At 66.0% G+C, this 14,467-nt stretch carries 13 protein-coding genes; 2 read left to right on the top strand and 11 right to left on the bottom strand.

The features are described from left to right. Positions 1-39 precede the first annotated feature (39 nt). The 7 genes from ACFWAY_RS16865 to ACFWAY_RS16835 all read right to left on the bottom strand — a co-directional run bounded on the left by ACFWAY_RS16865 (position 40) and on the right by ACFWAY_RS16835 (position 8,489). Positions 40-789, bottom strand: a complete 750-nt coding sequence (locus ACFWAY_RS16865; protein ID WP_378511336.1) for an enoyl-CoA hydratase/isomerase family protein — start codon at positions 787-789, stop codon at positions 40-42. Beyond that, positions 786-2,372, bottom strand: a complete 1,587-nt coding sequence (locus ACFWAY_RS16860; RefSeq protein WP_378511335.1) for a class I adenylate-forming enzyme family protein — start codon at positions 2,370-2,372, stop codon at positions 786-788. The genes ACFWAY_RS16865 and ACFWAY_RS16860 overlap by 4 nt, the downstream gene beginning before the upstream one ends. Next, positions 2,369-3,550, bottom strand: a complete 1,182-nt coding sequence (locus ACFWAY_RS16855; RefSeq protein WP_378511334.1) for a MaoC family dehydratase N-terminal domain-containing protein — start codon at positions 3,548-3,550, stop codon at positions 2,369-2,371. Before ACFWAY_RS16855 ends, ACFWAY_RS16860 begins: the two co-directional genes overlap by 4 nt. Before the next feature lie 59 nt (positions 3,551-3,609). Further along, entirely contained in the window at positions 3,610-5,097 is a 1,488-nt protein-coding gene (locus ACFWAY_RS16850) for an aldehyde dehydrogenase family protein (protein WP_378511333.1), read from the bottom strand. 212 nt (positions 5,098-5,309) lie between these two features. Further along, positions 5,310-6,473 (bottom strand): iron-containing alcohol dehydrogenase family protein, encoded by a 1,164-nt coding sequence (locus ACFWAY_RS16845; RefSeq protein WP_378511332.1) that lies wholly within the window; start codon positions 6,471-6,473, stop codon positions 5,310-5,312. Between the two features lie 133 nt (positions 6,474-6,606). Next, on the bottom strand, positions 6,607-8,043 hold the full coding sequence (locus ACFWAY_RS16840) for an MFS transporter (protein WP_378511331.1): 1,437 nt from the start codon (positions 8,041-8,043) through the stop codon (positions 6,607-6,609). After that, positions 8,040-8,489, bottom strand: coding sequence for a MarR family winged helix-turn-helix transcriptional regulator (locus ACFWAY_RS16835; RefSeq protein ID WP_378511330.1), 450 nt, complete (start codon positions 8,487-8,489; stop codon positions 8,040-8,042). Before ACFWAY_RS16835 ends, ACFWAY_RS16840 begins: the two co-directional genes overlap by 4 nt. A gap of 330 nt (positions 8,490-8,819) precedes the next feature. On the opposite strand from ACFWAY_RS16835, the gene ACFWAY_RS16830 reads away from it, so the two are divergent. Then, complete coding sequence (locus tag ACFWAY_RS16830; RefSeq protein ID WP_378511329.1) at positions 8,820-9,695, top strand: helix-turn-helix domain-containing protein; 876 nt, start codon at positions 8,820-8,822, stop codon at positions 9,693-9,695. Between the two features lie 16 nt (positions 9,696-9,711). On the opposite strand, the gene ACFWAY_RS16825 is transcribed toward ACFWAY_RS16830, so the two are convergent. Together ACFWAY_RS16825 and ACFWAY_RS16820 are read right to left on the bottom strand one after the other, a co-directional pair. Beyond that, a complete protein-coding gene (locus tag ACFWAY_RS16825) occupies positions 9,712-9,906 on the bottom strand; it encodes a hypothetical protein (RefSeq protein WP_378511328.1) in 195 nt (64 codons plus the stop codon). Next, complete coding sequence (locus tag ACFWAY_RS16820) at positions 9,881-10,183, bottom strand: sigma factor-like helix-turn-helix DNA-binding protein (RefSeq protein ID WP_378511327.1); 303 nt, start codon at positions 10,181-10,183, stop codon at positions 9,881-9,883. The genes ACFWAY_RS16825 and ACFWAY_RS16820 overlap by 26 nt, the downstream gene beginning before the upstream one ends. Before the next feature lie 132 nt (positions 10,184-10,315). Between ACFWAY_RS16820 and ACFWAY_RS16815 the strand changes: the two genes are divergently transcribed. Further along, the gene (locus ACFWAY_RS16815) at positions 10,316-11,083 is read left to right on the top strand and encodes a hypothetical protein (RefSeq protein ID WP_378511326.1); all 768 of its coding nucleotides are present in this window, start codon (positions 10,316-10,318) and stop codon (positions 11,081-11,083) included. Here the strand turns inward: ACFWAY_RS16815 and ACFWAY_RS16810 are convergent. Then, entirely contained in the window at positions 11,056-11,961 is a 906-nt protein-coding gene (locus ACFWAY_RS16810; RefSeq protein WP_378511325.1) for a DMT family transporter, read from the bottom strand. The genes ACFWAY_RS16815 and ACFWAY_RS16810 overlap by 28 nt on opposite strands. Before the next feature lie 126 nt (positions 11,962-12,087). After that, entirely contained in the window at positions 12,088-14,463 is a 2,376-nt protein-coding gene (locus ACFWAY_RS16805) for an FdhF/YdeP family oxidoreductase (RefSeq protein WP_378511324.1), read from the bottom strand. Between the last annotated feature and the right edge of the window lie 4 nt (positions 14,464-14,467).

Genomic DNA, 14,467 nt, shown 5'->3' with positions numbered 1-14,467 from the left:
CCATCCATTCGTGGTATCCGGCCGCTGCAGCCTTTCATCTCAGGCTCCGACGAATACCGGGGGACGCTTGGCGATCGAAGCCGCAATGCCCTCGTGCAGATCAGCGGTTGCCAGCAGCATCGTCTGCGCGGTGGCTTCCTCGTCCAAGGCCGCCGTCACCTGCGCGGCGAGGGAGCGTCGCATCGTGGACCTGATGGCAACCAGAGACAGCGGTGAGGACTCCGCGATCTCGGTTGCCCACTCGATTGCGGTCTCACGGGGATCACCGGCGGTGACCCGATCACACAATCCGATCGCCAGAGCCTCGTCCGCACCGACGTTGCGGCCGGTGTACAGCAGGTCCAGTGCCTTCTGCTGGCCGACGACCGCGGGAAGGGTGACAGACAGCCCGAAGCCGTGATGAAAGCCGAGTCTCGCGAAGTTCGCCGTCAGCCTGGCGTCCTTGCCCGCAACACGGAAGTCCGCGGCCAACGCGAGACCGAGCCCACCTCCGACCGCGGCGCCCTGGACTGCCGCGACGATGGGCTTTCGGGTGGTGAACAGCGACGCCGCTGCGCGGTAGACCCGGCGAAGGATGTGTTGGTCCACACCCCGGAGATCGGCGCCCGCACAAAAGTTCCGTCCCTGTGAGCAGAGGACGATCGCACGAACATCGGCGACGGAGTCGAAGTGCACGAGTGCCTCACCGATGTCGCGCAGACTGGCCTCGTCGAAGAAGTTGTGCGGTCCTCGCTGTACTTCGACGATGCCCACCCGTCCCTGGGTGAGGGCTGCTACCACGCTGGTCATCGGACCTCCTCGAGGAGCTGTCGTGCGGCGGCAACGACCGCGTTCTTGTCGATCTTGCCTGCGTGGTTGACCGGGAAGGGCTCGCGGTGCGGGACCCAGCGGCTCGGGATGGCGAAGGATGCGATCCGGCCACGCAGCTGACTTGCCAGGGTGTCTGGATCGACGTCGCGGGTGAGAACGACCGCCGCCATGACCTCCTCGCCCAGATCCGGGTGAGGCATCCCGAACACGACGGCGTCGGCCACGTCCGGCAAGGCCGTCAGAGCCGCTTCGACTGCTGCGGGGGCGATGTTCTCACCGCCGCGGATGATCATCTCCTTCGAGCGTCCGGTGATGAACAGGTATCCGTCGTCGTCCAGGCGTCCGAGGTCGCCGGTGTGCAGCCAGCCATCGGAGTCGATCGGCGCTTCCTTTTCCCCGAGGTAGCCGAGCATCTGTGTCGGGCTGCGCAGGAGGATTTCCCCGTCCGTGAACTCGGTGGCCGGGGCGATCGTGATCTCGACGCAGGGAAGGGCCCGTCCGGTGGTTCCGGGTCGCTCGACGGTGTCGGCTCCCGAGGCCGCGACGCCTTGTCCGCCGTTCTCGGTCAGCCCGTAGCCGGTGGCGATTCGCGGCTCCACACCAGAGAGCCCGGTGCGGATGCGTTCGACGAACTCCGGGGTCACCGGGGCGCCGCCGACGGTCAACGACCTCAGCGTGGTGAGGTTGCGGGTCCGAACATCCGGATGCTCGAGAACACGGGAGACCATGGTCGGCACCGCGCTCCACCGTTGCACGCGCCACTGCTCGATCAGTCGCATTGCCTCGACGGGATCGAACCGGCCTGCCGGCATTACCAGCGTGTCCCCGACGCAGATCGCCCGCAGGAGGGTCTGCACTCCGCCGACATGGAACATGGGTCCGGTGTGCAGGGCGGGCTGGCCAGTCGATTCGTCGACCTGATGCGGCAACCGCCTGGTGATGTGCAGAAGCATCTGCAGGCCGGCAAGCAGCGACCGGTGCGAAAGGACGGCGGCCTTGGGGCGGCCCGAGGTTCCCGAGGTGAAGATGATCGTCGCGGGGGCGTTCTCGTCGATGTCATCGACAGACGCTTCCAGCTGTGTCTCCGAGTCGGTCCCGGACTGCGGATCCCAGGGGAGCAACTCCCACTGGGACGGCACCCGGTCGACGACCCGGTCGTCGGCGATCACCAATGCGGGGACAACCGTGTCCAGCGAGTCGGCGAGTTCCTTCTCGCTCCACCAGGCGTTCGCCAGAACCGCGACGCCGCCGGCGGAGACGGTGGCCCAGAAGTTCACGATCCATTCCGGGCTGTTCCATCCGAGAATCACCACGTGATCGCCGCTGGTGACGCCGCGTGCTCGCAGTTCAGCGGTGCGTGTCCGAACTGCCTGATGGAACTGGGCGAAGGTCATCACGCGGTCGCCCTGGACGATGTGTGCACGATCGCTCCAGCGGTCCGCGAAAGGCAACAGTGACCCGAGGTTTCGTGGGCGTTCCGCGTACATGCGGAATTCTCGGCCGTCGAAAACGACGGGGACGATCGACGTTCCCCAGGCCGTGGTGGTGGGCTCGGGGGTCACTGCGCGTTCTCCTCGGCGTCGGCCGCGCGGTGCGGCAGGCGAATGACGGCGGAACCGGGCATCACGGACTGATCGCGCTGGTTGGTTGCCCAGGTCTCGACGTGGACGACGTGGTGGCCGGCGTCGTCGATGAGCTTGTCGGTGATCCGGCCGCCCAGGCGGACGACATCGGACAGGTAGACGTGGGAGCGGTACTGACCGTGGATCGACTCGAGGAAGGCGTCGTCTCCCATCCAGTTCGTCAGTTGGTGGATCTGCCAGGAGGTGCGCTGGATTCCGACGTCGTAGGCGACCTGGGCGCCCTGCAGGCGGGCCGCGTAGTCGTTGTAGTGCACGGAGTAGACGGGCTCGAGCGCGCTGGTCGACGGGTCGCGGAAGGCCCACTTGGGGTGCTTCTTGTATCGGCGCAGCGCGACACCGTGGGCGGCGATGCGCGGGATCGGTGCGGCACCTGCGGCGACGAACGCGATCTCGTCGGTCAGTCCGATCGGGCCCTTCGTGATGACGTCGAGGTCGTCACCGATCTGAACGTCGTCCCAGTAGCGCGGTTCGGCACCACGCGGCGTCTCGGCGAGGATGTCCGACTCGATCCGTTCGAGCTCGGCCTCGGTCCAGGGGTGTGGAAGTTCGACCTTGCGGGACTCACGCTTCGCTTGCATCTCGGTGCGCTCGAACCGCATCCGCGAGCAGATGAATGTTGCGGCGAGCTCGTCGTTCTGGTTGCGGTACTCCTGCCGCAGGTAGTCCTTGATCCGTCGGCCGGCGAAGTTACTTGCGTCGGTCGGGCCGTCGAACCCGTCGAAAACCACCTTCGCGGTGATCTTGTCGTCGACGCGGATCGGTTCGTGGAAGTTGATGGTGGTCTCGCAGTGGAATCCGCCGAGGCCGGGCCATCCGACCTGCACCGAACCCAGGCAGGCGAAGATGAACGACGGCGGAGCGATGATTCCCTTGTGCACTGTGGTCGACGCATACTCCTCGTCGGTCCACAGCGGGTTGTCGTCACCGATGCCTTCGCAGAAGCGCAGGATGGCCAATCGTGTTGCGTACTCGTTGTTCACCGCCGAGGCGGTGCGCAGTTCGGTACCGATCAGTGCGCGCATGTTGTCGAGCATCTCGTCGGTGAACTTTGCCTGCGCGAGTTCGCTCCCGATTTGGGGGTCCTGTGTCTGGGTCATGGTTCTCCTTGTGGATGTATGAGCCTGCGGTGAGTTGGCTGCAGCCTTTTCCGGGTGGATCAGCTCAGGGTTGAGACGACAGACTTCGTCTCGAGGTAGTTCTCCATCGCCTCGGGACCGCTCTCGCGACCCCATCCCGACTGGCGGTAGCCGCCGGCAGGCATGTGCACTCCGCCGGCACGATGCACGTTGATGCCCACGCGCCCGGCACGCAGTCGCCGCGCGATCGCGTGGCCGACTGCGCCGTCGCGTGTCCACACGCTCGAAGCCAGCCCGAAAGAGCTGTCGTTTGCGAGGGCGACGGCCTCGTCGACATCGGAGAAGGGCATCACCCCGAGGACAGGTCCGAAGATCTCCTCGCGCATGACGGCCATGGTCTGGTCGACGTCGGCCAAGACGGTGGGCTCGAAGAAGTAGCCCTTGTCGCCGATCCGGTTGCCGCCTGACACGACGCGGGCGCCGGCCTCTCGACCGCCGTCGACGTACGCGGTGACGCGTTCGAGTTGCTTGCGGGAGATCAACGGACCGAGATCGACGTCCGGGTCCGCTCCGTAACCGATGCGCAGTCGACGGCCTTCTTCCGCGACACCTTCCACGACCTGGTCGAAGACCGCCTCGTGGACGAACAGTCGGGTGCCCGCGGCGCAGACCTGACCGGTGTTCCAGAAGACGGCGCCTGCCACTCCGGGAATCGCGGCCGTGAGATCGGCGTCCGGCATGACTATGACCGGTGACTTGCCGCCGAGCTCGAGGGACAGTTTCTTGATGTTGCCGGCGCCGGCACGGATGATCGAGCGTCCGACTTCGGTCGAGCCGGTGAATGCCACGGCATCGACGTCGTCGTGCTCGGCCAGCGCGGCTCCGACGGTCGAGCCGGGGCCTGTGACGATGTTGACCACACCCGCAGGGACGCCGGCTGCGAAGAGGATCTGTCCCAGCCACAGCGCGGTGAGGGGGGTTTCGGCGGCGGGCTTGAGGACGCAGGCGCATCCGGCGGCGAGGGCGGGGGCAAGTTTCTTCGATGCCGAGATCAGCGGGGCGTTCCAGGGCACGATCATCGCCACCACGCCGACCGGTTCTCGTAGCGTGTAACCCTGGATGCGACGTTCGGCGGGGCCGAGGTCGGCGGTGCGACCGTGGATCTTGTCTGCCCATCCTGCGTAGTACTGGAATTGCGCGGCTGCTTCGAGCACCATGGCGCGGGCTTGGGGAACCGGGATTCCCATGTCCTGGCTCTCGAGCTCGGCCAGTTCGTCTGCCGAGGCCTTGATCAGCTCGGATGCCCGCCACAGGATTGCACCCCGCTGTTGCGCCGGCAGTTTCATCCACCGCTCTTCGTCGAAGGCGCGGCGGGCGGCCGCGACCGCAACCTCGGCATCCTTTTCCGAACCGAGCGCGACGTCCGCGATCTTCTCTCCCGTTCCCGGGTCGTAGGTCGGAAACGTCTGCCCCGAGATCGACGAGAGCCAACTCCCGTCGATGAGCATCGGTGCGGGCCCGTTATCTGCCTGCAGGGGAAAGGACCAGCTCTGCGGCTGTGTCGTCATGAACGTCTCTCCTTGTGAATGGACGGCCGGTTCTGTAGGGCAGACCGGCTGGACGTGACGGTGTTCTCGTGTCGGCGGCACTCGCTGGCCCGAGGTCAACGGAATGCGATAGTTCGTATATTAGAACTCTTGGTTGTATTTGGGAACACCTTGGGGCAAAGAAGTCCCCGAACCGACAACACGCAGGCGAAGCGTGTGGGGCTGAGCTTGCGCTACCAGGCTTGATCGAGGATGCTGCGCAGCCCGTCGCGATCAGCAGGACGCGGGACCGCGGTGAGGGCCCAGTCGTGCAGCGTGTGCTCGACGATCTCCGGCAGGTCGGACTGCTCGATGCCGACATCGCGAAGTCGTAGAGGAATTTGTGTAGAGGTCAACACCTCTTCGATGGCGGTGATGGCATCGGCCGGTGAAACGGCTCCCCGTGCACCCAGCAGACGCGCGATCCGAGTCAGGGCCTCGTCGGTCACGCCGAGATTGAAACGCATCGTGTGCGGCAACAGAAGGGCTTCGACGACGCCGTTACCCACCGTAGACCGCGGCCCCACCGCATGTGAAAGCGCTTGCGCCAACCCCGTTCCGGCGAGGTCGCTGCCTTGCCCCGCGAGGAGCGCGCCGAACATCAACTGAACGGCAGCCTCGGCGTCGGGCCGGTCGCCGAGACGGCCCAGCCACGTTGTCAACACGGTCAGCGCGTGGCCGAGCAGCGCTTCGGCCAGCGGGTTCCCGCCCGTGGACTGCATCCCGTCAACTGCCATAGCGAGGGCGTTGAGCGACGACGAACGTATCAGCGGCGCCGGCGCGGTCATTGCTACCGCCGGATCGAAGACGACCCCCGCCGCTCGCGCCTTTGGATCGAACAGCGCGAGCCTCTCCCCTGTCGCGGGATCCCTCACAGCGGCGCCGGCCTTGGCGTAGGCGGTCGTAGGTGTGGACGGGACGACCCACATCGGAACCTTCGGGGCAGACAGGCGCGGACTGATCATCCGGCCGTCGTCCGCGCGTCGGGTGCACAAGTCGCGGGCATCTCCGTTCTCACCCGCCAGAATCACCGCTGCCCGCGCGGTGACGACGGCGGAGCCGCCGCCCAGCGCCACAACCGCGGTCGCCCCGGAATCGATCAGCACATCGCGTGCCTTCTCCACAGACGGCACCGGGCTGTGCTCGCGCACTTCGCTGAAGCGCGCCACCAACCGTTCTCCGATGGCCGATTCGACCCGACGAAGCGCCTCGTCGTGAGCCAGCATCGAGGCGCCGCAGACCAGCATCACGCGATGGGGGCCGGGACGGTCGAGTTCTTTCGACAGCAGGTCGAGGGCGTTCTCACCGGAGTAGGTGCGAAACGCCGGGGTTGTGTGCCGCACGGCCAACACGGTCATGGGGAGCCTTCCGGAGTCGGTGAATTCGTGACGTCTTCTCCGTCCCGAGCGTAGCGGCGTTGTCCTTATATAGGAACCCTAGGTCGTATATGCAATCATTTCACGGGCTGGCGGCAATGGAGAAAGGCAGGAGCTACCCCGAGCGTGGTTGAGAATCGGCTCTTCCCACCTCGACCCTCGGACCCATGTTGCGCGAGCACGCGACCCCGACAACCAGCACGAACGCTGTGGCGGCGATGAACCAGCCCATTCGATGCAGTCCGGCGTCATCGACCTCGTGACCGGCAGTCACCTGAAGCACCACCACCGAGAGGTTGGCTCCGATGAACGCCATCGTGCGGAACATGCCGATAGCAGTGCCGACCTCCTCGACCGAGGTCACCGAATTGACCAGGCTCTGATTGCCGATGTTGTTGAATCCGTTGGGAATGCCCAGCACCGCAGCGACAAGCAGCAAGACCAGCAGGGGCGCTGTCGAACGCTCGACGGAGGCAATCAGGATGCCCCCGATCATCAGAGCGATCGTGCCGACGAGAAGGGTCGCCCGAGCCCCCGCCCTCCGGTAGAGACGAGACCCGACAATCGTGGAGAAGACGCTGACCCCCGCGACCGGCAGCATCGTCAGGCCGGCCTCGATCGCACTCATCCCCCTCACATACTGCAGCCACTGGGGAATGCCGAAGAAGACGCAGTAGAAGCAGGTGTAGGTGATCAGTGTCCGACCGAGAGTGTTGCTGAGCGCACGGTTGCGCACCAGAGCACGAACATCGAAAAAGGGTTCGGGCGCACGCCACTCCCACCAGACGAACAGGGCGAGTCCGCTTCCGGCCACAGGCAGCAGCCACCACGAGGGACTGCCTCGAAGCGAGACGAGCAGCAACATCAGCGAGGTGATCGCGACAAGGAACATCCCGATTCCGACCACATCGAGCGCACGGAGCGCTTCGCGTACCGACGCCGGGCGCCCACCGGCAAAACCGACATCCGCATGCATCACAGCAATAGCGCTGAGCAACACGACTGGAAGGTTCACCCACAGAATCGACTGCCATCCGAATGTACCCACGAGCAGACCGCCGATCGTGGGCCCGAGGGCAGCGACGGATTGGCCGCACACCACCAACGTGGTGAGCGCGGTGCGCGACTGCCGCCCGTAACGCTGCGCATAGCTGCGGATCATTGTCATCGCATTGGGCATGTGTGCCGAAATACCGCAGCCAAGAAGAATATACGCCGCAATAAGCCATCCCACATCGGGGGCCAGCATTCCCACGATCGAGCCGGCACCGGCCAGAACCAGGCCACCGACGAATACGCGTCGCGCTCCGAAGAGTGCACCCATGCGGCCCGCCGTGGGCGCACCCACCGCCGTCGTAATGTACATCGCCGAAATGACCCAGGACACTCCCGAGGTCGACCCGAACTGCGCAGCGATGCCGACGATGGCAACGGCGATCATCGACGAGTTCAGCGGCTGCAGAACACTACCGGTCGCGAGCGCTCCACTCACACGGAACGGGATCGGCCGACCCTCCGATGCAGGCGGGAGCCGATTGCCGACAGCCGTCACGACTGCGCCTCCGGCGGCCGGGTCGACCCGGGAGCCTCCGCGAGACGGGCCAACAGGCCTCCCGCAAGGAACAGTAACTCCCGCTCGACATCGGTGCATCGTTCCTCGATCGCCGCCGCGAGCCACTCCCTACGCCTCGCCCGATCCGCCGTAAGCGTGCCGACACCCACTTCGGTAATCGAAATAAGCTGCGAACGAGCGTCTTTAGGATCGATGGAACGAGTGACCATCCCCCTGCCCTCCAAGGAGCAGACCGTGCGAGCGATGGTCTGCGGTGCCACCTGCTCGAGGTCGGCAAGCGCGCGTGCACTCAACGGCCCCGACCGATCCAGATGAGACAGAGCCTGCATCTGTGTCGGCGACATCAGATGTCCGGAGCTCTTACTCCGAATCCTGCGGCTGAATGCGACGACGTTCTCTCTCAACCGATCGACACGTTCATCCATCAGTTCTCACCCACCAAACTAGTCAGTCTTGCTTGTTATTCAGGACGCAATACTCGATCTTTCCCGCGATCTATGCGTGAACAATACACAGCATTGCTGCCTATTCTGGTGGATGTAACCAAGTCGACAAGTCACGTGAAGCCCGATCAGACCTTGTCGATCGCGCGTCCGAAGTCCGCCGAGAGGATGTTTTCCGGGTGGTGAATACGACGAGGACCGATGCCGTAGTCAACGCCATTGGACGCGCGAGCGAACGCGGCTGCAAGTGCCTGCTGTTACGTGTACTGGTAGTTCCTTCTTCACGTGCAGGCTGCGATCTACCGTCACGACATGGACAACCAGATCGAGGTGCGCGAGTTCCTCCGCACGCGGCGCGGGCGGATCGGCCCGACCCAGGCCGGACTCGCCACCGGTACCGGGCATCGCCGAGTACCGGGACTGCGGCGCGAGGAAGTCGCGCTACTGGCCGGGATCAGCATCGACTATTACGCCCGGATGGAACGTGGCAACCTGGCCGGTGTCTCCGATGACGTCCTCGACAGCCTGTCCCGGGCTCTGCAACTCGACGAAGCCGAAACCCGGCACCTCTACGCCCTCACCCGCGCCGCGCAGCCGCAGCCGATCCGGCGACGTAAACGTAGCGACGACCAGGCAGTCCGACCGACTCTCCAACGTTTCCTCGACGCGGTCACCGGCACTCCGGCCTGGGTGCGCAACCAGCGCATGGATTTCATCGCCGCCAACCCCCTCGGGCACGCGCTGCTGGCGCCGCTGCTGACCGATCCGGCAAACCGCGGCAACAACGCCCGTTTCGTCTTCCTCGATCCCGCCGCCCACACCTACTATCCTGCTTGGGAACGCGGAGCCGATGACATCGTCGCCGACCTGCGCACCTACGCGGGACGCAATCCGCTCGACAAGGGGCTCACCGAAGCGGGTACCGGGTCCCTCATATACGGATTCTATCGAATCGATCAAGAATTATTTGCGAGACACACCACTAGATGGCGGCCCGTCGCCACAGTTCGATACACCGGGCAGCCCACCCTTCGTTGCTGTACACATCTGCGCGAACACCGACAAAGCTGCGTCCCGTGTCTTGCCGGGCGACCTCGCGCCGTGGACGGCGTAGGTCCGGCTCGAGATCGTGGATCGCGGCATCGGTATCCCGGCCGACGACATGCGCGATTCTGTTCCAGCCGGTAGCTACCGAGCACCTCGATCAGTCTTCAGTCGCAGTGTTCTGGACCACCTCGAACCACGTGGAATCCATCTGGCCGGCCTCAAGTCCCACAAGCTCTTCACGAGTCGAGCGGAAGGCTTCGTCATGATGCCAGGCCGACCAGTCTTCTCGCGTTTCCCAGACGCCGACAATGGCGCGCTCGAGCGGCTCATCGACAATTTCGGCGCTTCCCACAGACAGCTCCGCCTGGATCTCGCAGCGTTGATCGGTACCGCCCGTCCGCCGGAACGTCGCCGTCGCACACCGCCGCCGCCGCGAGTTGCCGCCGGAGCCGATTGAGCGCCGCGTGCTGGAGGAGGAGCACGGCCTCGACGTTCGTCCCGAGGATGCGCGCGACCTCGACGGCAGGGAGGCGGTGCGCGAGCCGGAGTCGCAGCACGGTCCGGTGGCGGTCGGGGAGGGTGTCCATCAGGGTGACGACCCCGGCTGCCTCCTCGTCGTCGATGGTCACGACAGGCCTTTCTCTCGGATCGCACCACTGTCGCCGACCCGATGTCCCAGGTGGAAGGGACCGGCGTCCCGATCGTCCGGGATCCTGCCGACACGGCTCCGACGGCCCGCCCGACGCTTTACGCTGAACGGCATGGCCGCTCTTCGCGCGGAGTGGATCAGAATCTGGCGCAACCCGGCAGACACGCTTGCGACCGTTGCCTTCAACGCCGTCCTGATGGTCGGGGCCTGGTTCCTGCTGCCCCGGAACTGGTTGTTCGAGTGGACCGGACCGTCGGGTTTCGCCCTGGCCCTCGCCGGCTGGATGTATGCCGACGTCACCGCCACCAACGTTCTGGCACCGGACCGCGAACGCATTCTCGCCGCACTCGACGACGGGGACGCGCTGGGTGCGTTGCTTGCCGCCAAGGCGGTGGCGCTGTGGATGCTGATCGCCCCGATCTGCGCGACCATCGCGATCGTCGTGGGTTTCGCCGAGCAGGACTGGCTGTTCACCGCGGTGGTGGTGGTCGCGGTGGCGCTGTGCCCGTTCGGTGCACTCGCCGGGTCGAGTCTCGTCGGGGTCTATTTTCCGTACCACCAGCGGTCGCTGCGGTGGCGGTGGGAGCAACGCGACCGGTGGCGCACCGTCGTCGTCCGGTGGCTGATCCTGCTGGTGGTGCCGTACGGGGTGTTCCCGGCGTTCTCGGTCGCGATCTTCGTCGTCCCGGCTGTGCTGTGGCGCCTCGTGCGACCCGCCGATGTGCACACGCGGATCGGCACCGCGGACTTCGCACTGTGCGTCGCCCTCGCCGTCGTCATCTCGGCGCTGATATGGGTGGCGGCGCGTCGAATCGCCTTGTCACGCATACAACGCCACGAACAGTTGGCGGCCTATCTGCGCGACCGGGACAGGGGCTGAGCCGGATCCGTGCCCGTGTCCTCCACGACGGCGGCGCCGCGCGCCAGGGCCACCGCCGCCAGGATGACGGCGACCAGGGCGACGACGAGGACGGCGGTCACCTTCCGGTCGGCGTCGAGGTACTCGCCGAGCACCACGAAACCGAGCAGCGACGCCACGAGTGGCTCCATCACCGTGGTCGCGGGTAGCGATGCCTGCAGCGCTCCGACCTGAAAGGCCGACTGCTGCAGCGCGACCGCCGCGGCTCCCACGACGACGAGCGCGTACAGCTCGATCGAGGTGAACAGCGGCCTCGGTCCCTCACCCGCGAGGTGCACCACGCCCTTCGTCAGTACGGCGGCCACCCCGAACAGCGCGCCACCCGCCAGCCCGAGCAGCAGCGCGCGGCGCGACCGGCTGCCCGACCGCGCACCCAGGAGGCACGCGAGGACGAAGGGCAGTCCGATCAGGCAGATCACGATCCAGTGCCGGGTCTCCGCGCGCTCGACGCCCGGCCGCGGGTCGCCGACCACGACGAGGACCGCGATCGCCGCGGTGAGGGCGGAGGCCCACAACCAGTCGGCGCGGGTGACCGTGCGCCCGGAGAACCGGGCACCCAGCGGCAACGCGAACAGCAGCGACAGCACGAGGAGCGGCTGCACCAGCAGCAGTGACCCCAGACCCAGGGCGGCCGCCTGCAGCGCGTACCCGCCGATCCCGACGACGGTGCCGACCCACCACACCGGTTGACGCACCAGCGTCGTGATCGGTCCGAGTATCCCGACGTTCTCGTCGGGGATCTGCGCCGCACTCCGATGACGGACCACCGTCCCGACGGCGATGCACAGCGCGGCACCCACTGCGAACACCACGGCGAGCACGGAGTCGGTCACAGTCATTCACTGTAAGTGCAGAATGTCCGGTTCGCCCGGTGACGTGAGCGCCGATGCGCACCCCCGCACACATCGCCACTCACCTGCGCAGGTGAGTGGCAAAGCGTGCCGGGACACACGATGCCACTCACGTCAGGAGAGATGCTTCGGCTGAGGGGTCGCCTTGTGGAATCGGTCCGATCCGACCTCGTCCTGGCTCGCGCCCGGTGGGCATTCGGCGCTGTATTTGCCGGCGTGTTCCACGGACACGACGACGGACTTCGACGTAGGACAGTTGCTGCCGACCGCCGTGGAATCTAGCGGGACGAGTGGGTTGGTCTCCGGGTAGTAGGCGGCGGCCGAACCCCGGGGCGTGTCGTATTCGACGATCCGGAAATCGTGGGCACAGCGGACGCGGTCGTCGTCTACCCAGTGCGTGAAGAGGTCGACCATGTCGCCGTTGTCGAATCCGAGGGCGGCGATGTCGTCGTGGTGCAGGAAGATCACGCGGCGTCCGCCCTCGATTCCGCGGTAGCGGTCACTGAGCCCGTAGATCGTGGTGTTGAACTGATCGTGACTGCGGATCGTCTGCAGGATCACGTGCCCCGGCGGCACCTGCAGCACCTCGATCGGGGACACCGCGAATTCGGCGCGCCCCGAGTGGGTGGGGAACGTCCGGGAATCGCGCGGCGGATGCGGCAGGACGAACCCGCCCGGCCGGCGGACGTTCACCTCGTACCCCTCACAGCCGGGCACCACCCGCGAGATGTGCAGGCGGATGTTCGCGTAGTCGTCACGCATCTTCTTCCACTCGAGACCGTAGCGGTCGCCGATCGTGGCCTCGGCGATGCGGGTGACGATGCCGACCTCCGAATCGAGATGTGGGCTGGCCGGTTTCAACGGACCACGGGACGCGTGGACCGAGCACGTCGAGTCCTCGACCGAGATGAATTGCGGCCCACCGGCCTGGACGTCCTGCTCGGTGCGCCCCTTCGTCGGCAGGATCAGCGCGGTGTCACCGCAGACGAGATGCGAGCGGTTGATCTTCGTCGAGACGTGGACGGTCATCCGCGTCTTGCGGAGTGCGGCGGCGGTGACGTCGGTGTCCGGGGCGGCCTGGACGAAGTTGCCGCCCAGTCCGAGGAAGAAGTGCGCCTTGCCGTCGCGCATGGCCCGGATGGAATCGACGGTGTCGTAGCCGTTCTCGCGGGGTGGGTCGAAGTCGAATTCCTTCGCGAGCGCGTCCAGGAAGTGTCGCGGCGGACGCTCCCAGATCCCCATCGTGCGGTCGCCCTGCACGTTCGAGTGCCCGCGCACCGGCAGCAGCCCGGCACCGGGTTTGCCGATGTTTCCCTGGGCGAGAGCGATATTGGTGACTTCCTTGATGATCGCCACCGAGTTGTGGTGCTGGGTGAGGCCCATCGCCCAGCAGAACACGGTGGCGTCGGAATCTCGCAGCAGCCGGGCCGCGTCGGTGATCTGTTCCCGCGACAGCCCGGTCGTGCGGGTGACGACGTCCCAGTCGATGTCGGTGACGTGCTGCTTCCACAGCTCGAATCCGATCGTGCGCTGGTCGATGAACTCGTGGTCGAGGGCATCCCATTCGACGAGCAGCGAGCCGAACGCCTGGAGCAGGGCCAGGTCGCCGTTCAGCGCGATGGGCAGGTGCATGTCGGACAGGTTCGTGCCCGGGCCCACCATGCCGCGGGGCGTCTGCGGATTCTTGAAGTTGACCAGACCCGCCTCGCGGAGCGGGTTGATCGAGAGGATCTTCGCACCGTTCTGCTTGGCCTTCTCCAGCGCCGACAGCATCCGCGGATGGTTGGTCCCCGGATTCTGCCCCTGCAGGACAATGAGTTTCGCCTGATAGACGTCGTCCATCATGACGCTGGCCTTGCCGATGCCGATCGATTCCTGCAGCGCGATGCTGGTCGATTCGTGGCACATGTTGGAACAGTCGGGCAGATTGTTCGTCCCGAACGCGCGGACGAACAGCTGATACGCGAACGCCGCCTCGTTGGACGCCCGGCCGGAGGTGTAGAAGATCGCCTCGTCCGGACTGGCCAGAGAATTCAGCTGATCCCCGATCAGCGCGAAGGCCTCGTCCCATTCGATGGGCTCGTAGTGCGTTCCGCCGGGCCGCTTCACCATCGGATGCGTGATCCGGCCCTGCTGCCCCAGCCAGTGCTCGCTGTGGCAGTCGAGCTCGGCGATACTGTGGCGGGCGAAGAATTCGGGTGTCGCGCGGTCGCGGGTGGCTTCCTCGGCGACCGCCTTGGCGCCGTTCTCACAGAACTCCGCGGCGTGGCGGTGGCCCGGGTCGGGATCGGGCCACGCACAGCTCATGCAATCGAACCCCTCGGCCTGGTTCAGTTGCAGCAACGTCTCGGCCGTACGGACCACACCCATGTGCTCGAGCGCGCGCTTCATCGACACCGCGACGGCGGTCGGCCCTGCCGCGTGGTCCTGCGGGGGCCGGACCTCGAGATCGGCCTCGTCGTAGTCGCGTTCCTCGTCCTTGTGTCGCATCGTT

It is taken from the genome of Rhodococcus sp. NPDC059968 (assembly GCF_042738615.1).
Lineage (GTDB): Bacteria > Actinomycetota > Actinomycetes > Mycobacteriales > Mycobacteriaceae > Rhodococcus_F.
The sequence above is the reverse complement of the archived record's forward strand: the minus strand, read 5'-3'. Positions and strand labels throughout refer to the sequence as shown.

Bases quoted from the DNA above. Each gene is read 5' to 3' on its own strand.
- ACFWAY_RS16865 (WP_378511336.1), bottom strand. From the start codon at position 789: ATGACCAGCGTGGTAGCAGCCCTCACCCAGGGACGGGTGGGCATCGTC.
- ACFWAY_RS16855 (WP_378511334.1), bottom strand. From the start codon at position 3,550: ATGACCCAGACACAGGACCCCCAAATCGGGAGCGAACTCGCGCAGGCA.
- ACFWAY_RS16850 (WP_378511333.1), bottom strand. From the start codon at position 5,097: ATGACGACACAGCCGCAGAGCTGGTCCTTTCCCCTGCAGGCAGATAAC.
- ACFWAY_RS16845 (WP_378511332.1), bottom strand. From the start codon at position 6,473: ATGACCGTGTTGGCCGTGCGGCACACAACCCCGGCGTTTCGCACCTAC.
- ACFWAY_RS16835 (WP_378511330.1), bottom strand. From the start codon at position 8,489: ATGGATGAACGTGTCGATCGGTTGAGAGAGAACGTCGTCGCATTCAGC.
- ACFWAY_RS16830 (WP_378511329.1), top strand. From the start codon at position 8,820: ATGGACAACCAGATCGAGGTGCGCGAGTTCCTCCGCACGCGGCGCGGG.
- ACFWAY_RS16815 (WP_378511326.1), top strand. From the start codon at position 10,316: ATGGCCGCTCTTCGCGCGGAGTGGATCAGAATCTGGCGCAACCCGGCA.
- ACFWAY_RS16810 (WP_378511325.1), bottom strand. From the start codon at position 11,961: ATGACTGTGACCGACTCCGTGCTCGCCGTGGTGTTCGCAGTGGGTGCC.
- ACFWAY_RS16805 (WP_378511324.1), bottom strand. From the start codon at position 14,463: ATGCGACACAAGGACGAGGAACGCGACTACGACGAGGCCGATCTCGAG.